We start from the raw sequence: 21,729 nt of genomic DNA, 5'->3' as shown, positions 1-21,729 counted from the left end.
GGCGCGCCGCTAACCCGCCTGTTTCACGGACACCAGCCCATGCCCGCAAAGCTTTCCGTCAACCTCAACGCCATCGCCATGCTGCGCAACCGGCGCGACTTGCCGTGGCCCAGCGTGATCGGCATCGGCCGGCTCGCCCTTGCCGCCGGAGCGCATGGGCTGACCGTCCATCCGCGTCCCGACGAGCGTCACACGCGGCATTCCGACCTGCCGGAGATCCGGGCGCTGATCGACGACGAGTTCCCGCAGGCTGAATTCAACATCGAGGGCTATCCGAGCGAGGATTTCCTGGCGCTTGTGGAAAAGCATCAGCCCGAACAGGTGACGCTGGTTCCCGATGAGCCGGCACAGGCAACCTCCGACCATGGCTGGAACTTCGCCGCCGACGCGGCGTTCCTGACACCAATCGTCAGGCGCCTGAAGAAGGGTGGTTTCAGGGTGTCGCTGTTCTCCGATGCGGATCCCGCCGGCATTGCGGCCGCGCGCGATACCGGTGCCGACCGGATCGAGCTCTATACCGGTCCCTATGGCAGCTGCCATTCCGATTCCGCAAAGGCGGCCAACGAGCTGGAAAGATTGGGGAAAACAGCCGATGCGGCATCCGCCACCGGTCTCCAGGTCAATGCCGGGCACGATCTGACGGTGGGCAATCTGCCCGCTCTGGCGAGGCGCATTCCGGCATTGGCCGAAGTGTCAATCGGACATGGGTTGACAGCCGACGCGTTGGAGTATGGCATGGCCGGCACGGTGGGTCGGTTTCTCAGGGCCTGTGGGTGGTAATGATGGCAGCCTCGCGCACCAGGCATGGCAGCCATAACGTGACGGTACTTGATATTGCATCGCAGCAAGCGTAGAGCACCGCGCGCTTATCGGAGTGTCGTCCATGGCCCTTGCCAATACTGGTAGTGAGGCAGAACCCGTCGAACAATCGAGCCATCCGGAAATCGAGCAGCACAGCACCAAGGTGCTGATGCTGGGCGCGCTCGGCGTTGTCTATGGCGATATCGGCACCAGCCCGATCTACGCCTTTCGCGAGGCCCTGGTGGCGTCTTCGGGCGGTCAGGTCGCGGAGCGTGGCGATATATTGGGCGTGCTGTCGCTTATCATCTGGTCGCTGACGATCATCGTCACCATAAAATACATCATGTTCGTGCTGCGCGCCGACAATCGCGGCGAGGGCGGCGTGCTGTCGCTGATGGCGCTGGCGCGCGGCAGTTTCCCGAAGCGCTCGGCGGTGATCCTGGGCGTCGGCATCGTCGGCGCCTCGCTGTTCTTCGGCGACGCCGTCATCACGCCGGCGATTTCGGTGCTGTCGGCGGTCGAGGGCATGAACGTCGTTACCCCCACCTTCCAGCCCTATGTCGTGCCGCTGACACTGGTGATTCTTGCCATGGTGTTCGCGGTGCAACGGTTTGGCACGGGCGGTGTGGGACTGGTCTTCGGTCCGGTGACCGCAGTCTGGTTCCTGGCTATCGGCCTGTCCGGGCTCAAGCACATCATCGCCGATCCGGAGATCCTGTGGGCGATCAGCCCGCACTATATCGTCGCCTTCCTGATTCATTCGCCAGATGTCGCCTTCGTCACCATCGGTGCCATCTTCCTCGCTGTCACCGGCGCCGAGGCTCTCTATGCCGATCTCGGCCATTTCGGCCGCAAGCCGATCGTGCTGGCCTGGCTGTCGATCGTGTTCCCTTGCCTGCTGCTCAACTATGCCGGGCAGGGCGCCTTTGTGCTGGCCAAGAACGGGGTGGTCGGCCATCCGTTCTTCGAGATGAACGAAGGCTGGATGCTTATCCCGATGGTGGTGCTGGCGACCGCCGCGACGGTCATCGCCAGCCAGGCGGTGATTTCGGGTGCCTTCTCGCTGACCAGGCAGGCGGTGCAGCTCAACATGCTGCCGCGGCTCGAAATCCTGCATACGTCGGAAAAACAGTCCGGCCAGATCTACATGCCGCGCGTCAACCTCTTGCTGGCGCTGGTGGTGATGCTGCTGGTGGTCGGGTTCGGCGAGTCCAGCAAGCTCGCCTCCGCTTATGGCATCTCGGTGACCGGCAACATGCTGGTGACGACGGTACTGCTCTATGTCGTCATGACGCGTATCTGGAAATGGCGGCTGAGGGTGGCAATCCCGCTGACCGCACTGTTTGCCTTAATCGACATCGGCTTCTTCGCTTCCAACATCGTCAAGGTGTTCGAGGGCGGCTGGGCCTCGCTGGCGGTGGCCTTCACCATTGTCACAGCCATGTGGACCTGGGTGCGCGGCAGCCGCTACCTGTTCGACAAGACCCGCCGTAACGAGATCCCGCTCGATTTCCTCGCCGGCAATCTGTTGAAGAAGAAGCCGCAGCTGGTGTCCGGCACCGCGGTGTTCCTGACCAGCGATCCGCTCAGCGCGCCGACAGCGCTCATGCACAGCCTGAAGCACTACAAGGTGCTGCATGAGCAGAACGTCATCCTTTCGGTGGTGACGGCGCCGCAGCCGGTGGTGCCCGATAGCGACCGGGTCAAGATGGAGACGGTCAACGAACTGTTCATGCGGGTGACACTGACGTTCGGCTACATGGAACAGCCCAATATTCCGCGGGCGCTGGCGATCTGCCGCAAGCAGGGCTGGAAGTTCGACATCATGACGACATCCTTCTTCCTGTCGCGCCGGTCGCTCAAGGCCTCGCCCAATTCCGGCATGCCGGTGTGGCAGGACCGGCTGTTCATCGGTCTGGCGCGCACGGCCGCCGACGCCACCGAATATTTCCAGATCCCGACCGGACGCGTGGTGGAAATCGGTACGCAGGTGGCGATCTGACGACCTTGATCGCCTCGACCTAAGCTGGTGGAGGGCGGGCATGAGCGGCGAATTGGTGCTTGTCACCGGCGGATCGGGTTTCCTCGGCGCCCATTGCATCCTTGAACTCCTGAAGGGCGGCTACCGCGTACGCACGACGGTGCGCAGCTCCAAGCGGAAAGCCGATGTGCTGGCCATGCTCAAGGCCGGCGGCATCGAGCCAGGCGACAGGCTGTCCTTCGCCATCGCCGACCTCACGAGCGACGCAGGCTGGCCGCAAGCCGTCGCCGGTTGCGACTACGTGCTCCATGTCGCCTCGCCATTTCCGCCGGGCGTGCCCAAGCAAGAGGACGATCTGATCATCCCGGCTCGCGAGGGTGCGCTGCGGGTGCTGCGGGCGGCGCGGGATGCTGGCGTCAAACGTGTCGTGCTGACCTCGTCCTTCGCGGCCATCGGCTATGGCAAGATGCCGCCCGGGCCGTTCACCGAGGAGAACTGGACCGATCCGACGGCCAAGGTCAGCGCCTATGTGAAGTCGAAGACGCTTGCCGAGCGCGCGGCCTGGGATTTCATCGCTGCCGAGGGCGGCAGGCTGGAGTTGGCGGTCGTCAACCCGGTCGGCATCTTCGGACCGGTTCTCGGCGCCGACCATTCGACCTCCACCGAATTTGTCCAGCGGATGATGAACGGCGCCATGCCGGGGTTGCCGCGTCTGTCCTTCGGCGTGGTCGACGCACGCGACGTGGCGGACCTGCATGTGCGTGCCATGACCAATCCAGCCGCCAAGGGCGAGCGCTTCCTCGCGGTATCAGGCGACTTCATGACCGTGCGGGAAATCGCGCAGACCGTGAAGGCGCGGCTCGGCGACGCGGCGTCGCGCGTCTCGACGAGGCAGCTTCCCGACTGGCTGGTGCGGATCGTCGGATTGTTCAACGCCGAAGCCGCGCAACTGGTTACGGAACTGGGCAAGGTCAAGAATGCCACCAACGCCAAGGCGGTGCGTGTGCTCGGCTGGGCGCCGCGCTCGCGCGAAGACGCGCTGGCCGCCACCGGTGAGAGCCTGGTCCGGCTCGGCCTGCTCAAGACATCGAAGTAGCGCGGCGGGAGGGTGACCTCCCACCGCTCTGGTTTCAACCAGCCAGCGCGGCTTTGTTGGCTTCCAGGAACTGCTTCAGCGATACCGACTTTCGACCGGAAAGCGTCTCGACCGAATCCGTCACCATGCCAAGGCCGCCGGCGCGCGTGGCGGCGTCGAATGACACCAGAAGCTTGGCGATCGGCTCGGGAAGCCCTGCGGCCTTCATGCCCTCCGTCAGTGCTTCATCGGAGAGCTGGACGACCTGGATCGGCTTGCCGGTAGCTTCGGTGACAAGCGCGGCGACTTCGGCTGTCGTATAGGCCTTGGGGCCGGTCAGCGTGTAGGTCTTGCTGTCAACGGTTTGCGAGGCCAGCCCCGCGGCTATGGCCGCGGCGAGATCGTCGCGCGCTCCATAGGAAATGGCGCCGTCGCCCGCGGACGTATACCATTGGCCCGATGCGAGGATCTGCGGCACCGCCATGAAGAGGTTCTCGTCGTACCAGCCATTGCGGAAGATCGTGTAGGGGATGCCGCTCGCCTTGATCGCCTGCTCGGTATCGTAGTGGTCAGGCGCGAAGAGGACCGGCGAGCCCGGCTCAGTGTTGGGCAAGGAGGTGTAGAGCAGATGCTTGACACCGGCTTTTCCGGCAGCGGCGACCGCCGCCAGTTGCTGCTCGCGACGCTTTCCCTGGATCGCCAACTCGTTGGTCGAGATGATGAGCGCCCGGTCGGCGCCTTCGAAGGTCTTTGGCAGCGATGCCGTGTCATCGAAGTCCGCCTGGCGGACGGTGACCCCGCGCGCTGCAAGATCCGCAAGGTTGGCGGGCGTGCGCGTGGTGGCGATGATCCGGGCCGCCGGTACCTTGAATGTGTCCAGCAGGTGGTTGATGACGCTGCGGCCGAGCTGGCCGGAAGCGCCGGTGACGAGAAGGGTTGCGGTCATGGAGGATCCTGACATTGCGCCGAAAGGCGGTTCGGTTGCTGGTCTCAAAAAGAGACCAGCACTAAAATAGGAATTGACCCGGTGCCGTAAAGAAGGCAGTTTTTGGGGAGGTAGGCACAGGCAGGGAACCAGCCGTGGACAGCAAGATCATCAATCTGAAATCCAAACTCGACATCTACAAAGCCATGACCGGCGGCGGCAATCTCGCCGATTGCCCGGTCCGAGACGTCATCCAGGGGCTTAACGGCAAGTGGAGTTCGCTGTTGATGGCGGCGCTGGCCGAGCAGCCTTATCGCTTCGGCGAGTTGCGGCGGCTGGTTCCCGACATCTCGCAGCGCATGCTGACCCAGACGCTCTACGATCTGCAGCGCGACGGCTATGTGCATCGCGAAGTGTTCCCGACCAAGCCGCCGAGCGTCGAATATAGCCTCACCGATCTCGGGCGCTCGATGTTCGATGCATTGCAGCATTTGTTGCAGTGGGCCGAATTCAACCATGATGCGGTGCGCGCGGCACGGGCCGGCTTCGACGCAACACAGGCTTGAACAGCCGGACAGGGCCGGCGCCGCGACTTGATTTCGCACAGCGGCTGAAGGATTGTCCCGGCCAGTTCGGCTTGGGGGCATCAGCATTTCCTACGACATCGCAATTGCAGGCGCCGGCCCGGCGGGGCTGGCCATGGCGCTTTATCTCAAGCGGGCAGGGCACAGGGTCACCATCTTCGAGCGCTTCGAGAAGCCGAAGCCGGTCGGCTCCGGGCTGATCCTGCAGCCGACCGGCTTGACGGTTCTGGCCGATCTCGGCCTGCTCGACGATATCACGGCGCTTGGCGCTCGGATCGACCGGCTGCATGGCGCCGATGCCTCGACCGGCCGCACCGTGCTCGACGTTCGCTATGATGCCCACCGCGGCCGCCGTTTTGGGCTGGCGGTGCACCGGGCGGCCCTGTTCGGTACGCTTTTTCGCGCCGCCCGGCGCGAGGCGATCGTCATCGAGACCAGCGTCGAGATCGAGACCATGGAGGCCGGCGAACGGGCGACGCTGATCTGTGGCAATGGACGACGGGCAGGGCCGTTCGATCTAATCGTCGACGCCAGCGGCTCACGCTCGAAACTGCGGCAGAGCGTGGCCAATGCAGGTGCGCCACGGCCGCTCAGCTATGGCGCGTTCTGGGCATCGCTCGGCTGGCGCGGCGAAGGGTTTGACGAGCACGCGCTCTTGCAGCGCTACGACAAGGCCAGCGTGATGATCGGCGTGCTGCCGATCGGCCGGCCGGAGCCCGGCGCCGAAAAAATGGCGGCCTTCTTCTGGAGCCTGAAGCCTGATGATGCCGACGCGGTGCGCGCTGCCGGCCTCGACGCCTGGAAGGAGAGGGTGGTGCGGCTGTGGCCGCAAAGCGAGGCGTTCACCCGCCAGATCGACAGTTTCGACCAATTGTCGCTGGCCCGCTACGGCCACCACACGATGAAGCTTCCGGTCGGCCGAAGATTGGCCGTCATCGGCGATGCCGCGCATTCGACCAGCCCGCAGCTTGGGCAAGGAGCCAACATGGCGCTGCTCGACGCGGCGGCGCTCAGCCATGCGCTGGCACGCACGCGGAGCGTCGAGGCAGCACTTGAGGCCTATGCCAAGGCGCGGCGCTGGCACGTGCGTGTGTTCCAGGCGCTGTCGCTGGCGTTCACGCCGTTCTACCAATCGGATTCCGTGGCGCTGCCCTTCATCCGCGACAGGCTGGTGGCGACCATCGCAAAGATCCCGCCGGCGCCGCGGCTTCTGGCTTCGATGGTCGCCGGCACGGTGATCGATCCGTTCAGGCGGGCAGGGCTGAGGGAAGCGCGATGGGATTTCGGACAAAATCCAGGTCATGGTACGACTGCATCATAGAGTTTTCGCCAAGCCGATCCGCGTGAACACAGTGATGTCCATAGCCCGAGGTCCGAGAGGCCTGATGCGCGTTGCGGCTTCGATGCTGGCGATGTTGATCGTCGCGCTGTCTATGCCGAAGGCATACGCCCAGACGACAAGCCAGCCGGGCCAACAGCACCCATCGGACGGCCAGGCCGCGCTGGCCGCCCGCATCGACGCTGCCTACAGACTGATGATGGACGCGGGACGCTTCGACGAAGGCTATGCGCAATTGCGGGCAGCGCTGCTCGCCACCGCCAGAAGCGACCTCTACGAATTCACCGTGGAGAGTTACTCGAACGCGGGCGCGACTTTCCTCAACAACCAGATCCTCGACGAAGCCGAGGAGATTTTTGCCGAGGGGCTGAAGACGAGGGCCATGCGGCAGGATGTCGCCAAGCGCGCCGACTTTTATCTCAACTACGCAATGCTGAAGCAGGCGGAGAAGGATTATCAGGGCTTCGTGTCAATGTGCGCGACAGCCACCAACTTGTACGCCCACTATCACGGCAAGGAGTCGCAGGAACTCCTGTATGCCAACGACGTGTTGGCGACCGGGGTCGCGGCGTTCGGTCAGATCGCTTCAGCCATCAACATCGAGCAGCGCAATCTGAAGTTGGCCGAGCAGGTAACCGGTACCGATGATCGTTTCATCTGGAAACTGCAGAACAATCTGGCCGACATGCTGCGCCAGATGGGAGCTCCGACACGCGCCTTGCACTATGATCTGGCCGTTCTGGAGAAGCGGATCGGCTACTACGGCCCGGACCACTTCAACGTTCTGGTCAGCGCCAACAACACCGCGCAGGACTATCTGGACCTTGGCAAATACGACGAGGCCTTGCGCCACTTCCAGCAGAACCGGGACATTGCCGTCGTTCTCAAGCAGGAAGGCAATCTGGTCGAACAGGCCGATGCTTGGGTGCTCTATACCAGGGTGCTCTCTGGTGTGCAGCCGCTCGATCAGCCAACGCTGGCACAGTTGCGGCAACTGACCACCGACCCGAACTATCCCGAGATACTGGCAATCAAGATCGCCAACCTGCTGGCCGCGCATTTCACTGCCGTGGGCGACACCGAAAGCAGCATGGCCCAACTCGAACGGGCCTATAGCGTCGCCGGATCGACTTACGGGGTGGTGCATCCGCTGACATTTGCCGCGCGCCAGGCGATGGCCAATCTCAAGGCAAGGAGGAATCCTGCCGCCGCGGCCGCCGATTTCGCTGCTCTCGACGATGACATGCTGCGTTGGAATTGGTTCCAGGTGAGCACATCAGGCAATCCCGTCGTTGCCGAGGCGAGCCGCGCCCTGGCCGACGACATGCTCTACGACTATGCGCGCCTCGCAAAGGACAATGCGTCGGTGGTGCCGGCGTTTGCTGAAGCCGTGCGCCGCTGGCCGACGCTTGAAAATAAAAAACGCGACCTGTTGCGCAGGCTATACCGCCTGATCGATCCGAACGATCTGGAGACACGGCACTTGATCGAGGCCGGGATCCGGCTGTCCCTGGCCTATCAGGAGGCGGCTTCCAGTGGTGACAGTTCCGATGATCCGGGTGCGGTGCAGCCCGACCAGGTTGAGGCGGCGTACCAGAAGGCCATCGCCAAAGCCATGGCCAAGTACAGTTTCAGCCAGGGCCTGGTGGACAAGCCGCTACCTTCTGCCGGCACCCTGCTGAAGCCAAACCAGGCGCTGATCGATTACTTCATCACCCGCAAGTGGCGGGCGGATCGGGAGAGCGCCGAACCGCTGGAAGACGAGCGCCTCTATGCGATCGTCACGCGCAAGGACCAGCAGCCGCGCCTCTACGATCTCGGCGATCCGCGCAGGCTCATCCCGGCCGCTCGCGAAACACGCATGGCAAACCTGAGGTCGACGCGTTCCGCGCAGGAGCGCGGTGCCGTGACGTTGGTCGACCTGAACGCCACATTCACCGGGCTTTATGCCGGTCTGATCGGACCGCTGGAGCCGTCGCTCGGTGGCGCCGACACGCTCTTCGTGGTGCCGGACGGCAAACTGTTTTCGGTGCCGTTCCCCCTGCTGCAGGACGGCAAGGGCGCGACGCTTGATGACCGCTTCGCCGTGCGCATGCTGACGCGGCCGGAATCGCTGCTGAACGCCGGCGTCGGCCAGAGTCTTCCCAGGACCGGCAGAGCCCTGCTGGCCGGCGGGTTGGACTATGCGCGAGGTCCCGAAAAGGGGGCGGAGCCGTTGCCGGGCACCCGCAAGGAGGTGGATGCGATCGCCTCGATCCTGCGCGCCGATGACTATTCGGTCCATATGCTGACCGGAACGGCGGCCAGGGAGCGGACGCTGCGCGAGGCTATGGAGCAGGCGACGGTCGCGCATCTGGCCACCCACGGCGCTTATCGTGACGAGAAAGAGGGCGGGGTGGGCGGCGTGAACGCCCTTTGGCAGAGCCAGGTCGTGCTGTCGCAAGCCGGAGACCGGCAGTCGATGAAACGTGACGATGATGACGGCCGGCTCTATGGCATGGAGCTGATGAGCTGGGATCTGTCGGGGCTCGACCTGCTTGTCCTGTCCGCTTGTGAGACGGCGCGAGGCCAGGAGACATTCGTCGGTGGCTTGCGTGGCCTGCCGACGGCAATCAACATCGCCGGCGCCAAGCGCTCGTTGCTGACGCTGTGGCCGGTGGACGACGCCGGTACCGCCGCCTTCATGGTCGGGTTCTACCGTTATCTTGCCGACGGACAGACCTATCCGGAAGCACTTCGCCAGACCCGCCGCGATGCCCGCGCAGGCAAGATACCGGGCGCCCAGGATCCGAGGGTCTGGGCCGCCTTTGTCATGTTCGAGAACTGAGGCCGCTCAAGGCGAGGGATTGCTCGCGGGCGCTCACGCGGATCGCGCCAACGCAAATGATCCGGCTGCATCGCTTCGGCGGATGAGGCTCGACAGGAAAGATCCCTTCGCTTGCAGGAAGGCATGCAGGCGTTGCGGATAGTCCGGCGCCACGGCGTTCCTGATCGACGGTCGATCATTCAAGGCTTTCCGCCAGGCCTGGACGCGCGGCTTGCCGTCCAGGATGCCGAAATCGCCGATCCGGTCGAAAGCGTCTAGGTATCTGAAAATCGGCCCGTACACCGCATCGACGAGCGAGAACCGGTTGCCGGCGAACCATGGGCCGCTCCGGTCGGCGTTGTCAGCGAGTTCGGCTTCGAGGCGCTCAAACATGGCGGATAGCGCACCGGATTCGGCAAGGAAGCCGGCTTCGGCCGGGGCTGAATAGAAGCGACCGATGGCGTTGAGGATGGCCGAGCCGTATTCGATCCAGGCACGGTGCCGGGCACGGGCGTAGGGATCGGCCGGGTGGAGAGCGCCGGCCTGCGTTTCCTCCAGGAATTCGAGGATGACCGCGGATTCGAAGACCATAGTCTCCTTGCCATCTTGCTGAACGCGCAGCAGCGGCACCTTGCCGAGCGGCGAGATCGCCTTGAACCACACAGGCTTGTCGGCGAGGTCGATGTCGACGCGTTCGAACGGCACGCCTTTCTCGGCCAGCGAGATCGCGGCGCGTTGGACATAGGGGCACAGAGGATGGCTGACGAGAACGAGTTTGTCGGACATTATTTGCCTTTCGATAGTCAATGCAATTGCATCTATGTAGATGCATATGCATTGATCGTCAAGCTTGATGCATTTGCATCTATCGCCTAAAGGTAGGCCATGACCGAGAAAGCCACGCCTTCGCCGGAGGCCATCAAGGCCTGGGCTCGCCTGATGCGTGTTTCGCGCCAATTGGTGGAGCGTGCCGAAGACGCCCTGAAAGAGGGCGGCCTGCCGCCGCTTGCCTGGTACGATGTGCTGCATGAGCTGGCCGAGGCGGGCGAGGGGGGCTTGCGGCCATTTCAATTGATCGAGCGCACCCTGTTTGCGCAGTACAACATTTCGCGGCTACTGGCGCGGCTTGAGGCCGACGGCCAGGTCGAGAAGCTGCCGGTGGCGGACGATGGCCGCGGCCAGACCATCCGCATCACAGCCAAGGGGCGCGAGACGCGCCGCCGGATGTGGGCCGTTTACGGGCGGTCGATCGCCGAACTGGTTGGCGCCAGGCTCTCACCGGACGAGCTGAAAACGGTGTCGGCCCTGCTTGGCCGGCTGCGTCATCCGCCTGCCGGCGATTGAGCATGGGCGCCGCGCGCGTTTCGCGGATACTAGCGGATATTTTCGTCATATCCCCTTGCGCCGAGCATCGGATTGCGCAATATGCCGAACCGTAACGTACGGTACGGCTTCCGGGTGACCCCAAGGCCTCTACCTGTGAACAGGAACAAAGCGTGTTGCTGGCAAACGCCGACATCGACAACAGCCAGGCGCTGACGGAGCGGCAGAAGGCCGTTCTGGATGCGGCGTTGCGGCTGCTGGTCGAGGAGGGCGATCATCTGACCATGACCGCCGTGGCGCGGCGGGCCAGTTGCTCCAAGGAAACGCTGTACAAGTGGTTTGGCGACCGTGACGGGCTGCTGACGGCGACCGTGCAGTGGCAGGCCTCCAAGGTGCGCGTGGCTTCCGTCGACGGCAAGGGGCTCGACCTTGCCTCGCTGACGGCAAGCCTCGAGCGCTTCGCCTCCGACTGGCTCAAGGTGATCTCCAGCGACACCTCGATCGCGCTCAACCGGGTGGCGGTCGGTCATGCCGGGTCGGGCAAGGACAATCTCGGCGCTGTTGTGCTGGAAAACGGCCGTTTCGCGCTGGCGAAGCGGCTGAAGCCGGTGCTCGAGGCGGGGCGCCAGGCCGGGCTTTTGGAATTCACGGATGCCGAGACGGCGTTCCGTACCTTTTTCGGGCTGGTCGCCCGCGACGTGCAGATCCGTCTGCTGCTAGGCGACCGGCTGGAATTGACTGAGGCGGCGATCGGCGGCGATGCCGCGCGGGCGACGCAGCAGTTTCTCGCTCTTCATGGAGCAAAAACCGGCCGCAAGGCCTCTGATTTATAAAACGGGAAGGAAGACAAAATGCGTGTTTATTACGATCGTGATGCCGATCTCAACCTGATCAAGGGCAAGAAGGTCGCCATCATCGGCTATGGCAGCCAGGGCCGGGCGCATGCGCTCAACCTCAAGGATTCCGGCGCCAAGGAAATCGCCATCGGCCTCAAGGCCGGTTCGGCGACCGCCAAGAAGGTGGAGGCCGACGGGCTCAAGGTGATGAGCGTCGCGGACGCCGCCAAATGGGCCGACCTGATGATGATGGCGACGCCCGACGAGCTGCAGGCCGACATCTACAAGAACGAGATCGCGCCGAACATCCGCGACGGTGCGGCGATCGCCTTCGCGCACGGCCTCAACGTGCATTTCGGCCTGATCGAGCCGAAGTCGACCGTCGACGTCGTCATGATCGCGCCGAAGGGCCCGGGCCACACGGTGCGCGGCGAATACCAGAAGGGCGGCGGCGTGCCGTGCCTGGTCGCCGTCAACCAGGACGCTTCGGGCAATGCGCTCGACCTGGCGCTCTCCTACGCCTGCGGCGTCGGTGGCGGCCGTTCGGGCATCATCGAGACCAATTTCCGCGAGGAATGCGAGACCGACCTGTTCGGCGAGCAGGTCGTGCTGTGCGGCGGCCTGGTCGAACTGATCCGCGCCGGCTTCGAGACGCTGGTGGAAGCCGGCTACGCGCCTGAAATGGCCTATTTCGAGTGCCTGCACGAAGTGAAGCTGATCGTCGACCTGATCTATGAAGGCGGCATCGCCAACATGAACTACTCGATCTCGAACACCGCCGAATGGGGCGAGTATGTCTCGGGCCCGCGCATCATCACCGCCGAGACCAAGGCCGAGATGAAGCGCGTGCTGAAGGACATCCAGACCGGCAAGTTCACGTCGGAATGGATGCAGGAATACCGTGCCGGCCTGTCGCGCTTCAAGGGTATCCGCCGCATGAATGACAGCCACCAGATCGAGGAAGTCGGCGCCAAGCTGCGCGCGATGATGCCGTGGATTTCCAAGAACAAGCTGGTCGACAAGGCCAAGAACTGAGCCGATCCACGTTTCTTGCCTTTGCGCGTCCTCGGGCTTCGCCCTGCGGGCGCGCGGGGATCTCGAAGAACGTCGACAAGGCCAAGACCTGAGCGAAATCCACGCTCGACAATAAAAACGGCGCCGTGAGGCGCCGTTTTTCATTTCCGGATCGTCCAGCCAACTTACCTATAGGGCGACCAGCACTGCTGGCGGGGACCGTTATAGGGCTGGAACGTGTTGTCCCAGGCGCGATACGACCGGTAGCGGTTGTAGCACCATTGCACATGGGCGTTGGAAAGCCGTCCGGCGCGATAATAGCGGCGCGGCGGCGGCGCATAGTAATCGTAGTTGTTGTAGTTGTTGTACATGCTGCCAAGGCCGAGCCCCAGGCCCAGGCCAAGGACCGCGGCGGCGCCGTCATCATAGTAGCCGCCGTGGTAGTGGCGGCGGCCATGGCGCCAGCGCCAGTTGTCGCCGCCGTTCCAGTTGCCGCCACCATTCCAGTGCCGGTTTCCGTTCCAATGGCCCGACCGGCGCCAGCGCCAGTCATCGTTGAAGCCACGGTTATTGTTGTTGCCGCCGGCCCAGCTGTCGCGAACCGGCGTGACCGTCGGCGCCGCGGTGCTCGTGGGAAGCGACAGGTCCGGCTGCAGGATCGGTCCGGCGGCGGACGGCGCCGTGATGCCGGAGACGATGCCAAGGGCTATCAGCCCGGACTTGATGGTGGAAGAAAAGAGCGAGTTCATTGCACTCTCCAAGAGATACAGCCCCACGCCTACCCTGGGAATGGGCCCAATGTGGATGTTAGCGTCTGAACGGCGGATGAACGGAAAGGTTCCGTCAACCATGGCGCGAATGCCGTCAGGACCAACCGATCCCTGCTTGTGGTCCTGCGATCTTGTTTTCTGGCGCTCTTGCAGGCAAAGGTCAGGGCATGTCGCTGCGCCTTGCCACCTTCAATGTCGAGAACCTGATGAACAGGTTCGATTTTTCCGGCTACCGCAACCAGCTCAACGAGGATCGGACGCTGGCGCTGTTCGATATCCAGAGCGAGGCCGAGTACAAGATGCTGGAACAGGCCCGCGCCATCGCGCAGTCCGACGACACGCGCCAGCTCTCGGCGTTGGCGATCGCCGCCACCCGGGCCGACATCATCTGCATGCAGGAGGTCGACAATATCGAGGCGCTGAAGGCCTTCGAATATGGCTACCTGTTCAAGATGGTGGGGCAGGGCTACCGGCAGAAATACACCACATCAGGCAATGATTCGCGCGGCATCGACGTCGCCGTGATGATGCGCAACGAGACCGCGCAGGGACAGCCGATCGAATTCGTGCGCATGACCAGCCATGCCTATGTCACCTACGAGCAGTTCGGGCTGCATACGCCGGAACTGGCGGCCCTCGGCAGCCAGGCCAATGAACGCATTTTCCGGCGCGACTGCCTGGAAGTCGACATCACCGTGGGCGGCCTGCCGCTGACGCTTTATCTCGTGCATTTCAAGTCGATGGGTCCGGCGCGCAACGGGCTTGACGGACGCGAGGCGACGATGCCGGTGCGCATGGCCGAGGCGCTGGCCGTGCGCCGGATCATCGAGGAGCGCTTCGGTGGCGACCATGCCGCCGACAAGCGCTGGGCGATCTGCGGCGACATGAACGATTACCGGCAGCGCGTGAAGATCGCCGGCGACGATGTCGACGGCTACCGTTTCGAGGTGGTTGACGAGAACCAGTCCTGCATCGACGTGCTGACGGCTGGCGGCTTCTGCGAAAATGTCGTCGAGCGGCGGCCGGAAATGAACCGCTGGACCTTCTATCACACACGCGGGCCTGAAGAGCGGCATCTTTGCCAGCTCGACTACATCCTGCTCTCCAGGGGACTGGCGGCGAAGAATGCCACCGCCGTTCCCGACATCATCCGCAACGGCCAGCCCTGGCGCACGATCTTTCCGGCGGGCCAGGAGGTCGAGCGCTTCCCGCGTGCCGGCTGGGACCGGCCGAAAGCGTCCGACCATTGCCCGGTGGCGATCACGCTGGACATGGCTTGATAAAGGGACTGGGGCTTGATTGGCATGAGTTTCGACCTGCCGCGCAATGTCATCCTGGCGGTCGATGCCGTCGACGTCCGGCTCGACCCCGGCCCGCATCCTTTCGCCAGGGATAATGCGGCGGCGATCGCCGAGAACTGGCAGCGCGAGATGGCAGCCAATCCCGCGCTGTTCGACGGCACGGTGGTGCTGCTGTCGCAACTTGCCTGGCGCGACAACCGCCTCGTCGGCCGCTGCCATGCGGTCAACTACTCCACCTTCATGCTCTGGCGGAAGCGGCCGGAGAATTCCGGCGCCGAGCACGCCTATGCCCATGCCGTGCTGGTGGCGGGCGACAATGCGCTGGTGGCGATCCGCATGGGGCCGCGGACGGTCAATGCCGGCCGTGTCTATTTCGCCGCCGGCTCGTTCGAGCCTGTCGATTTCCACGACGGGATGGTCGATGTCGATTTCAACATGATCCGCGAGGTGCGCGAAGAGACCGGTATCGACCTGACGGATGCCAGACGCGGCGTGCGCTGGCACGCCCTGTCGACGGCAAGCGGAACGGCGATCTTCCGCCGCTATCATGTCGATGAGCCGGCCGATGAGGTCGCGCGCCGGATCTCGGCCTTCGTTGCCGCCGAAACCGATCCGGAGATCGAAGGACCGGTGATCATCCGTCACGCCGCCGACCTGCCGGAGGGGCTGTCGCCGCACATGAAGCCGCTGATCGAGTGGCATTTCGCCAACAGCTAGATTTGTCTCCGTCTTGATTCCGATCTCGCTGCTGGCGATACGCCAGACCTTCTCGTCGGGATCTGTTCCCGTGTTGACCTGGGGTGGCCTGCGCGGCGGCGTTTCGGTGGCGCTGGCGCTGTCCTTGCCGGACAGCGCGGCCAAACCCGTGCTGCTGCCGCGACCTACGCGGTGGTGACCTTCTCGATCATCGTGCAGGGACTGACGATGAAATGGGTGATCGGCAGGACGACGGACCCGGCCAACGTGTAGCTTGCCCGGTTTTTCACAGGCCTTGTCGGCGCGGCGTGTGCCCGGCCGCGCAGGCAAGCGCCCCAGGGTTGGGGATAGCCGTTGAAGCTGCTGCCTATTCGTGCCGTAGCGCGTCGATCGGATCGAGCCTGGCGCCGCGCATTGCCGGGAAGAAGCCGAACACCATGCCGATCAGCGCCGAAAAGCCGACGGCGAGCAGAATGACGGCCGGGCTCGGCGCAAAGGGTATCGTCAGCGTCAGCGAGGCGAGGCCGGCCAGTGCCAGGCCGATCAGGATGCCGATGATGCCGCCGAGCAGCGACAGCACCGTCGCCTCGACCAGGAACTGGATGAGGATATGTTTCTCGTGCGCGCCGATGGCGAGCCTGATGCCGATCTCGCGGGTGCGTTCCGTGACCGAGACCAGCATGATGTTCATGATGCCGATGCCGCCGACCAGCAGGCTGACGCCGGCGACGGCGCCGAGCATGCCGGTCATGGTGGTGGTGGCGCTGGCCATGGCGTCGGCGATCTGCGTCATGTCACGGATGGCGAAATCACTCTCACGGTCGGGCGTGATCCGGCGCGCGTCGCGCAAGATGTCCTCGACACGCGGCTGCAATTCGCTGGTCGGCGTGCGGTCGTCGGCGGCGATGTAGATGTTGTCGATGTCGCGGTTGCCGGCGATGCGGCGCTGATAGGCGTGCAGCGGCATCAGCACCACATTGTCCTGATCCTGTCCGAAGCCCGTATAGCCCTTGGGCTCGAGCAGGCCGATGATCTTGCAGGAGGTGCGGTTGACGCGGATGATCTCGCCCTCCGGGTCGCCGGCGCCAAAGAACTGCTGGCGCACCGTCTCGCCGATCAGGCAGACGCCGGTGCCCGAGCGGGTTTCGGAATCGCTGAACGGGCGGCCGGACACCAGCTTCCAGTCGCGTGCGTCGAGATAGGCGCTGTCGGTGCCGGTGACACCGGAGGTCAGGCTTTCGGTGCCGAAGATGACGCGGACCTGCTTCTGCGAGGCCGGCGAGATGGCGCGCGCGCCGGTCAGATGCGCGACCAGTGCGGCAAGGTCCTTCTCCGCCAGTGGCCGCACCACCTGGTCGAGCCCGCCCGGGCCGCCGGGACCGGCCGGGCGACCGGCACGGACGACCAGCAGGTTGCTGCCGAGCTTGGAGATGTCGGCCTTGACCTTCTGCGTGGTGCCGGAGCCGATGGTCAGCATCGCAATGACGGCGGCGACACCGATGACGATGCCGAGCAACGTCAGGAACGAGCGCAGTACGTTGCGGCGGATCGAGCGCAGCGAGAGGCGGACGGTTTCCCAGATCATGATCAGGCCACCTCGACATTCATGGTGTCCGAGGCGACGTGGCCGTCGAGGAAGCGGATGGTGCGCTCGGCATATTCGGCGACGTCGGCCTCATGCGTGACCATGGTGACGGTCAGGCCGAGCTCCTTGTTGAGCTTCGTCAGCAGTTCCATGATCTCATGCGTGCGGGCGGTATCGAGGTTGCCGGTCGGTTCGTCGGCGACGAGCAGCGTCGGGCGGGTGACGATGGCACGCGCGATCGCCACGCGCTGCTGCTGGCCGCCGGAAAGTTCCGCCGGCGTATGATGCTCGCGACCGACCAGGCCGACCTGGGCGAGTGCTTGCATGGCAAGGTCGCGCCGCTCGCGGGCGGCGACGCCGCGATAGATTAGCGGCAGTTCGACGTTTTCGGCGGCCGTGGTGCGCGCCAGCAGATTGTAGCCCTGGAAGACGAAGCCGACATAGAGGTTGCGCAGCATGGCGCGGCGGTTGCGGTCGAGCCGGCCGGCGTCGACGCCCATGAAGGAGTAGGTTCCGGCCGTCGGCGTGTCGAGGCAGCCGATGATGTTCATCGCCGTCGATTTGCCGGAGCCGGACGGCCCCATGATGGCGACGAATTCGCCGCGCCTGATGGCAAGGTCGACTCCGGCCAGCGCATGGACCTTGGCTTCGCCCTGGCCATAGCTCTTCCAGACCTTGTCGAAGGTGATGAGCGTCGCGCTAGCGGCCACGGCCGTCAGCTCCGCGGCTGCGAGGCGGTGATGACCTGCGCGCCTTCGTCCAGGCCGGAGGTGATCTCGGTCAGTTCGCCATCGGTCGAGCCGATCTTGACGTTGACCGGATGCGGCCGGCCGTTCTCCAGCACATACAGCGTGCGCGAGCCATCGGTCGGGGTCGTCGCCTGGCGCTGGCGGTTGCCGCCCGGACGACCCATGCGGCCGGTGAACAGGTCGCTGAGGCTCCAGCCACGCGCGGCCTGCTGCGCCGGGCGGTAGCGGAAGGCGGAGGAGGGCACGGTAAGCACGCCCTTGGCCTCCCTTGTGACGACGGAAACGGTGGCGGTCATGCCGGGCCGCAGCAGCAGCTCGTTGTTGTCGACCTCGAGCCGCGCATTGTAGGTGACGACGCCGTCTGTCGTGACCGAGGCATAGGAGATGTCGCGGATCTCGGCATCGAACGGCCGGTCGGGGAAGGCATCGACGGTGAAACGGGCATGCTGGCCTGTCTTGACGGCGCCGATGTCGGCCTCGTCGACCGCCGCCACCAGTTCCATGTTACGCAAATCGGCGGCGATGACGAACAGCACCGGCGCCTGCAGCGAGGAGGCGACCGTCTGGCCGGGGTCGACCGAGCGCGTCAGCACGATGCCGTCGATCGGGGCATAGATGGTGCTGTTGGCAAGGTCGGTCTGCTGCGATTTGAGATCCGCATTGGCGATGGCGAGATTGGCCTGGGCGCTGTCAAGCGCCGCCTTGGAGCGGTCGCGCGTCGCGGTTGCCGCCTCGAGCGATTGGTCGGTCGCCATGCCACGCTTGGTCAAGGCGGCCGCGCGCACCAGCGCGCTTTCGTTTTCGGCCAGCGTCACCGTGGCGTCCTCGACATTGGCGGCCGCCACTTTCGCGGAAGCCTCGGCCCGTTCGATCTGGACCTGCAGCTTGGCGGTGTCGAGGGCCGCCAGCACGTCGCCCTTCTTCACCTGCTGGTTCTCGTTGACCGAGACCGAGCGTATGATGCCGGAAAGCTGGCTGGAAATATCGACCTGGGTGAGCGGCTGCAGCGTGCCCGTCGCCGAAACCTGGACGGTCAGATCGGCCTTGGCGGCCGGCACGGTGGTGTAATCGATCCTGGCGGGCGTGGCCGCATACCATTGATAGAGGCCAAGACCGGCGGCAAGCACGATCAGGGTCAGTAGCGCATAGAGCCAACCACGCCGGCGCGTCTTGCGCAGACCCTGTCGGTCGAGCCCAAGCGCCGTCTCGATGGCGGAATCCGATTCCGTCTTTGGCAGATTGACAATCTGGTCCACGTCGGACCCCTATGATGCGTATGTCCCTATCTGTGCACAGATCAGGCCTACCGGTTCAAATATCAAATTAAATTTCGCCCATGTTGGGATTGAGGCAGGAATGCAAACCCGGAGTTACTTGCTTTACGATGTGTTTACGACCGAGCGACTGGCCGGAAACCCGCTGGCCGTGGTGTTGGATTGCAAAGGTCTGAACACGGCGGCGATGCAGGCCATCGCGCGCGAATTCAACCTGTCCGAATCGGTCTTTGTGCTGCCGCCGGACAACCCCAAGCACAAGAACCGCATCCGCATCTTCACGCCCGACTACGAAATGCCGTTCGCCGGCCATCCGACGGTTGGATCGGCAATCGCGCTTGCCGAACTGGCCGGCGAAGGCGGTGCCGGCATCTTCGTGCTGGAAGAGAACATCGGCCCGGTGCGCTGCGCCGTCAGCACGCACGATGGCAACACCTTCGCCGAGTTCGATCTGGCGAAACTGCCGGAACCGCTGAAGCTCGAGGCCGATCCGGAAGCGATCGGGGCAGCCCTTGGCCTGGCGCCGCACGAGATCGGCTTCGAGAATCACCGCGTCTCGTTCTGGTCGGCCGGCGTGCCCTATGTGACCATTCCGGTCGCCAATCTCGAGGCGGCGGGCCGCATCCGGCTGGACAACCAGGCCTGGTCGGAGCTGGCGCCGCGCAAGAGCGAATGGGCCTTCGCCAGCCCCTATGTCTATTGCCGCGAGACGGTGAACCACGAAAGCGCCTTTCATGTCCGCATGATCGTGCCCGGCACGCCGTCCTATGAGGATCCGGCGACCGGTTCTGCAGCGGCCGCCTTCGCCGGCGCCATCATGCATTTCGACGGCCCGACGGACGGCATTTCACAGTTGTGGATCGAGCAGGGGCTGGAGATGGGCCGGCCATCGCGCATCCGCCTGGAACTGACCGTGCAAGGTGGAAAACTGGCCTCGGCGCGCATTGGCGGCAACGCGGTGAAGGTGGCGGAGGGCAAGCTTTTCGTCTGATCGCATCGAGGGTTGGTCGATTTGTCGGGAAATGATTCCGGCAGGGCTAGACATGGCCGATGGTGGCGGCTATATGCCCGCCAACGCCGGTTTTTGCCGGCCGAGTGGGTGCGTAGCTCAGTTGGTAGAGCAGCTGACTCTTAATCAGCGGGTCCACAGTTCAATCCTGTGCGCACCCACCAAATTCCTAGAAGACTTGGTGGAAAGACCCTGAAAAGCGAGACGCGTGTGGCGCGTCTCGGGCCAAGTGCTGCGGCTTTTCAACCAGCAACGCTATTTCGTGCTCATGATGATCTAATTGCGTGCAAAAATGCGGCTTAGAAATCGGCCGAACCGAAAAGCAATGTTCTTTTCTGCGCTTTCAGCTTCGCTAGCGTCAGTTCCGCCTTTCCCGCCCGAGAAATCGCTGATGAGCCACCAGAAGAAACCAGGAAACAACGAAAATCGCGGTGTCGGGCCGTGGCTGGAGTATCCATCGCGCCGAAGCACAATGGCAAGCACAACGGCAATAGCCACAGCAGCGGCAGCGGGATGGAGTTTTTTCATCCGCCAGATCTATTCGAGAATCGCCGTAGCAGGAAGATGCCACTCCTGCCGGTGACGGGACCGGCTTCACGGACCCAACCGTAGAAGTCCGAAGCTACTTCTCCGAGACCCCAGCCTCGGCAAAGCTCGCCATTCTCGCATGACACTCCAGTGCCGAGCGCACGATGTTGACGGCGAGGCAGGCGCCGGAGCCTTCGCCGAGCCTCATGCCGAGATCGAGCAATGGCGGCAGGCTGAGGGCTTCGAGCAGCCCGCGATGGCCCGATTCGGCCGAGACATGAGCCGCGATCGTGTGCGCGAGCCCCGTCGGGTGCAGCCTTGCCAGCGGGGCCGCGGCGGCGGTGCAGACGAAGCCGTCGAGCAGCACGGGTATGCCGAGATGGCGGGCGGCGAGCGTGGCGCCGAAGATGGCGGCGAGTTCGCGGCCACCAAGGGCGGCGGCAACGCCCAGCGGATCGGCGAGGGTGGCGGCGTGGCGCTTGAGGCCGGCCTCGATGGCGACCACCTTGCGCTTCAGGCCGGCATCGTCGACGCCGGTGCCGCGCCCGGTCCATTTTTCGGCGCCGCCGCCGAACAGGGCGGCCGAGATGGCGGCCGCCGGCGTGGTGTTGCCGATGCCCATTTCGCCGAAGCAGATCAGGTCGAGATCTTTCGTCACCGCGTCGTAGCCGGCCGAGACGGCGGCGAGGAAGGCTTTCTCGTCCATTGCCGGCACTTGCGTGAAATCGCCCGTCGGATGGTCGAGGTCGAGCGGGATGACATCGAGTTCGGCGCCGGCGATGCGGGCGAGCTGGTTGATGGCGGCCCCGCCGCCGGCGAAGTTCGCCACCATCTGCACGGTGACTTCCGATGGGTAGGCCGACACACCTTGTGCGGTGACGCCGTGATTGCCGGCGAAGACGAACACTTTCACGCGGTCGAGTTTCGGCATGTCGCGGCCCTGCCAGCGCGCCAGCCATGCGGCGATGGTCTCCAGCCGGCCGAGGCTGCCTTGCGGCTTGGTCAGCGTGTCTTGGCGGCGGGCAACGGCTTTTGCTGCGGAATCGCTGCCAGCCGGGAGATCGAGGCAGGCGGCGCGCAATTCATCAAGAGATTTGAAGGGCATGGGGGCAAGGTCTCCGGAAAGGAATCAA

Annotated in this window: 21 protein-coding genes and 1 tRNA gene; 14 read left to right on the top strand and 8 right to left on the bottom strand. The window is 64.2% G+C overall.

Going from position 1 to position 21,729, the window contains the following annotated elements:
• The first annotated feature begins 39 nt into the window (after positions 1-39).
• The 3 genes from AC07SZ_RS07435 (at position 40) to AC07SZ_RS07425 (ending at position 3,878) form a co-directional block, all read left to right on the top strand.
• Positions 40-780 (top strand): pyridoxine 5'-phosphate synthase, encoded by a 741-nt coding sequence (locus tag AC07SZ_RS07435; RefSeq protein ID WP_494913854.1) that lies wholly within the window; start codon positions 40-42, stop codon positions 778-780.
• Positions 781-883: 103 nt separating this feature from the next.
• On the top strand, positions 884-2,803 hold the full coding sequence (locus tag AC07SZ_RS07430; RefSeq protein WP_056573000.1) for a potassium transporter Kup: 1,920 nt from the start codon (positions 884-886) through the stop codon (positions 2,801-2,803).
• Between the two features lie 40 nt (positions 2,804-2,843).
• The gene (locus AC07SZ_RS07425; protein ID WP_494913853.1) at positions 2,844-3,878 is read left to right on the top strand and encodes an SDR family oxidoreductase; all 1,035 of its coding nucleotides are present in this window, start codon (positions 2,844-2,846) and stop codon (positions 3,876-3,878) included.
• Positions 3,879-3,912: 34 nt separating this feature from the next.
• On the opposite strand, the gene AC07SZ_RS07420 is transcribed toward AC07SZ_RS07425, so the two are convergent.
• Entirely contained in the window at positions 3,913-4,803 is an 891-nt protein-coding gene (locus AC07SZ_RS07420; protein WP_056572994.1) for an SDR family oxidoreductase, read from the bottom strand.
• Between the two features lie 134 nt (positions 4,804-4,937).
• Here AC07SZ_RS07420 and AC07SZ_RS07415 point away from each other — a divergent pair, with 134 nt between their 5' ends.
• The 3 genes from AC07SZ_RS07415 (at position 4,938) to AC07SZ_RS07405 (ending at position 9,532) form a co-directional block, all read left to right on the top strand.
• Positions 4,938-5,348 carry a winged helix-turn-helix transcriptional regulator gene (locus tag AC07SZ_RS07415; protein ID WP_056572991.1) on the top strand — a complete coding sequence of 137 codons (411 nt, stop codon included), beginning with the start codon at positions 4,938-4,940 and terminating at the stop codon, positions 5,346-5,348.
• 52 nt (positions 5,349-5,400) lie between these two features.
• The gene (locus AC07SZ_RS07410; protein WP_172373272.1) at positions 5,401-6,687 is read left to right on the top strand and encodes an FAD-dependent oxidoreductase; all 1,287 of its coding nucleotides are present in this window, start codon (positions 5,401-5,403) and stop codon (positions 6,685-6,687) included.
• A gap of 64 nt (positions 6,688-6,751) precedes the next feature.
• A complete protein-coding gene (locus AC07SZ_RS07405; RefSeq protein ID WP_065005574.1) occupies positions 6,752-9,532 on the top strand; it encodes a CHAT domain-containing protein in 2,781 nt (926 codons plus the stop codon).
• Between the two features lie 33 nt (positions 9,533-9,565).
• Here the strand turns inward: AC07SZ_RS07405 and AC07SZ_RS07400 are convergent, their stop codons facing one another.
• The gene (locus AC07SZ_RS07400; protein WP_056572981.1) at positions 9,566-10,297 is read right to left on the bottom strand and encodes a glutathione S-transferase family protein; all 732 of its coding nucleotides are present in this window, start codon (positions 10,295-10,297) and stop codon (positions 9,566-9,568) included.
• A gap of 99 nt (positions 10,298-10,396) precedes the next feature.
• Between AC07SZ_RS07400 and AC07SZ_RS07395 the strand changes: the two genes are divergently transcribed.
• The 3 genes from AC07SZ_RS07395 to ilvC all read left to right on the top strand — a co-directional run bounded on the left by AC07SZ_RS07395 (position 10,397) and on the right by ilvC (position 12,705).
• Complete coding sequence (locus AC07SZ_RS07395; protein WP_056572978.1) at positions 10,397-10,855, top strand: MarR family winged helix-turn-helix transcriptional regulator; 459 nt, start codon at positions 10,397-10,399, stop codon at positions 10,853-10,855.
• Between the two features lie 152 nt (positions 10,856-11,007).
• Positions 11,008-11,667: a TetR/AcrR family transcriptional regulator gene (locus tag AC07SZ_RS07390; protein WP_494913852.1), complete on the top strand. Its 660-nt coding sequence runs from the start codon at positions 11,008-11,010 to the stop codon at positions 11,665-11,667.
• An 18-nt stretch (positions 11,668-11,685) separates the two neighbouring features.
• On the top strand, positions 11,686-12,705 hold the full coding sequence (gene ilvC / locus AC07SZ_RS07385) for a ketol-acid reductoisomerase (RefSeq protein WP_010910140.1): 1,020 nt from the start codon (positions 11,686-11,688) through the stop codon (positions 12,703-12,705).
• Between the two features lie 164 nt (positions 12,706-12,869).
• On the opposite strand, the gene AC07SZ_RS07380 is transcribed toward ilvC, so the two are convergent.
• The gene (locus AC07SZ_RS07380; RefSeq protein WP_056572971.1) at positions 12,870-13,433 is read right to left on the bottom strand and encodes a BA14K family protein; all 564 of its coding nucleotides are present in this window, start codon (positions 13,431-13,433) and stop codon (positions 12,870-12,872) included.
• Between the two features lie 188 nt (positions 13,434-13,621).
• Here AC07SZ_RS07380 and AC07SZ_RS07375 point away from each other — a divergent pair, with 188 nt between their 5' ends.
• Genes AC07SZ_RS07375 through AC07SZ_RS07365 form a run of 3 tightly spaced genes read left to right on the top strand, consistent with a single transcriptional unit; the run spans position 13,622 to position 15,650 of the window.
• Positions 13,622-14,734, top strand: a complete 1,113-nt coding sequence (locus AC07SZ_RS07375; RefSeq protein ID WP_056572968.1) for an endonuclease/exonuclease/phosphatase family protein — start codon at positions 13,622-13,624, stop codon at positions 14,732-14,734.
• Positions 14,735-14,758: 24 nt separating this feature from the next.
• Positions 14,759-15,472 carry an NUDIX hydrolase gene (locus AC07SZ_RS07370; protein WP_494913851.1) on the top strand — a complete coding sequence of 238 codons (714 nt, stop codon included), beginning with the start codon at positions 14,759-14,761 and terminating at the stop codon, positions 15,470-15,472.
• A 13-nt stretch (positions 15,473-15,485) separates the two neighbouring features.
• On the top strand, positions 15,486-15,650 hold the full coding sequence (locus tag AC07SZ_RS07365) for a hypothetical protein (RefSeq protein WP_494913850.1): 165 nt from the start codon (positions 15,486-15,488) through the stop codon (positions 15,648-15,650).
• A 168-nt stretch (positions 15,651-15,818) separates the two neighbouring features.
• On the opposite strand, the gene AC07SZ_RS07360 is transcribed toward AC07SZ_RS07365, so the two are convergent.
• Genes AC07SZ_RS07360 through AC07SZ_RS07350 form a run of 3 tightly spaced genes read right to left on the bottom strand, consistent with a single transcriptional unit; the run spans position 15,819 to position 19,041 of the window.
• Positions 15,819-17,036 (bottom strand): ABC transporter permease, encoded by a 1,218-nt coding sequence (locus AC07SZ_RS07360; RefSeq protein WP_056572962.1) that lies wholly within the window; start codon positions 17,034-17,036, stop codon positions 15,819-15,821.
• Between the two features lie 2 nt (positions 17,037-17,038).
• Complete coding sequence (locus tag AC07SZ_RS07355) at positions 17,039-17,746, bottom strand: ABC transporter ATP-binding protein (protein WP_056572959.1); 708 nt, start codon at positions 17,744-17,746, stop codon at positions 17,039-17,041.
• 5 nt (positions 17,747-17,751) lie between these two features.
• A complete protein-coding gene (locus AC07SZ_RS07350) occupies positions 17,752-19,041 on the bottom strand; it encodes an efflux RND transporter periplasmic adaptor subunit (protein WP_494913849.1) in 1,290 nt (429 codons plus the stop codon).
• 100 nt (positions 19,042-19,141) lie between these two features.
• Between AC07SZ_RS07350 and AC07SZ_RS07345 the strand changes: the two genes are divergently transcribed.
• Complete coding sequence (locus AC07SZ_RS07345; RefSeq protein WP_172373282.1) at positions 19,142-20,050, top strand: PhzF family phenazine biosynthesis protein; 909 nt, start codon at positions 19,142-19,144, stop codon at positions 20,048-20,050.
• A 106-nt stretch (positions 20,051-20,156) separates the two neighbouring features.
• Positions 20,157-20,232, top strand: a tRNA-Lys gene (locus AC07SZ_RS07340).
• A gap of 112 nt (positions 20,233-20,344) precedes the next feature.
• Here AC07SZ_RS07340 and AC07SZ_RS07335 read toward each other — a convergent pair.
• Positions 20,345-20,596 carry a hypothetical protein gene (locus AC07SZ_RS07335; protein WP_494913848.1) on the bottom strand — a complete coding sequence of 84 codons (252 nt, stop codon included), beginning with the start codon at positions 20,594-20,596 and terminating at the stop codon, positions 20,345-20,347.
• 94 nt (positions 20,597-20,690) lie between these two features.
• On the bottom strand, positions 20,691-21,701 hold the full coding sequence (gene cobT / locus AC07SZ_RS07330) for a nicotinate-nucleotide--dimethylbenzimidazole phosphoribosyltransferase (RefSeq protein WP_494913847.1): 1,011 nt from the start codon (positions 21,699-21,701) through the stop codon (positions 20,691-20,693).
• Positions 21,702-21,729 lie beyond the last annotated feature (28 nt).

The sequence above is a fragment of the Mesorhizobium sp. GW821-FHT07A06 genome, from assembly GCF_059419085.1.
Note: the sequence above shows the minus strand (reverse complement) of the source record. Positions and strands in the feature narration are given on the sequence as shown.

Coding starts and splice junctions, on each gene's coding strand:
- AC07SZ_RS07435 (WP_494913854.1), top strand. CDS start 40: ATGCCCGCAAAGCTTTCCGTCAACCTCAACGCCATCGCCATGCTGCGC.
- AC07SZ_RS07430 (WP_056573000.1), top strand. CDS start 884: ATGGCCCTTGCCAATACTGGTAGTGAGGCAGAACCCGTCGAACAATCG.
- AC07SZ_RS07425 (WP_494913853.1), top strand. CDS start 2,844: ATGAGCGGCGAATTGGTGCTTGTCACCGGCGGATCGGGTTTCCTCGGC.
- AC07SZ_RS07420 (WP_056572994.1), bottom strand. CDS start 4,803: ATGACCGCAACCCTTCTCGTCACCGGCGCTTCCGGCCAGCTCGGCCGC.
- AC07SZ_RS07405 (WP_065005574.1), top strand. CDS start 6,752: ATGCGCGTTGCGGCTTCGATGCTGGCGATGTTGATCGTCGCGCTGTCT.
- AC07SZ_RS07400 (WP_056572981.1), bottom strand. CDS start 10,297: ATGTCCGACAAACTCGTTCTCGTCAGCCATCCTCTGTGCCCCTATGTC.
- AC07SZ_RS07395 (WP_056572978.1), top strand. CDS start 10,397: ATGACCGAGAAAGCCACGCCTTCGCCGGAGGCCATCAAGGCCTGGGCT.
- ilvC (WP_010910140.1), top strand. CDS start 11,686: ATGCGTGTTTATTACGATCGTGATGCCGATCTCAACCTGATCAAGGGC.
- AC07SZ_RS07380 (WP_056572971.1), bottom strand. CDS start 13,433: ATGAACTCGCTCTTTTCTTCCACCATCAAGTCCGGGCTGATAGCCCTT.
- AC07SZ_RS07375 (WP_056572968.1), top strand. CDS start 13,622: ATGTCGCTGCGCCTTGCCACCTTCAATGTCGAGAACCTGATGAACAGG.
- AC07SZ_RS07370 (WP_494913851.1), top strand. CDS start 14,759: ATGAGTTTCGACCTGCCGCGCAATGTCATCCTGGCGGTCGATGCCGTC.
- AC07SZ_RS07360 (WP_056572962.1), bottom strand. CDS start 17,036: ATGATCTGGGAAACCGTCCGCCTCTCGCTGCGCTCGATCCGCCGCAAC.
- AC07SZ_RS07345 (WP_172373282.1), top strand. CDS start 19,142: ATGCAAACCCGGAGTTACTTGCTTTACGATGTGTTTACGACCGAGCGA.
- AC07SZ_RS07335 (WP_494913848.1), bottom strand. CDS start 20,596: ATGAAAAAACTCCATCCCGCTGCCGCTGCTGTGGCTATTGCCGTTGTG.
- cobT (WP_494913847.1), bottom strand. CDS start 21,701: ATGCCCTTCAAATCTCTTGATGAATTGCGCGCCGCCTGCCTCGATCTC.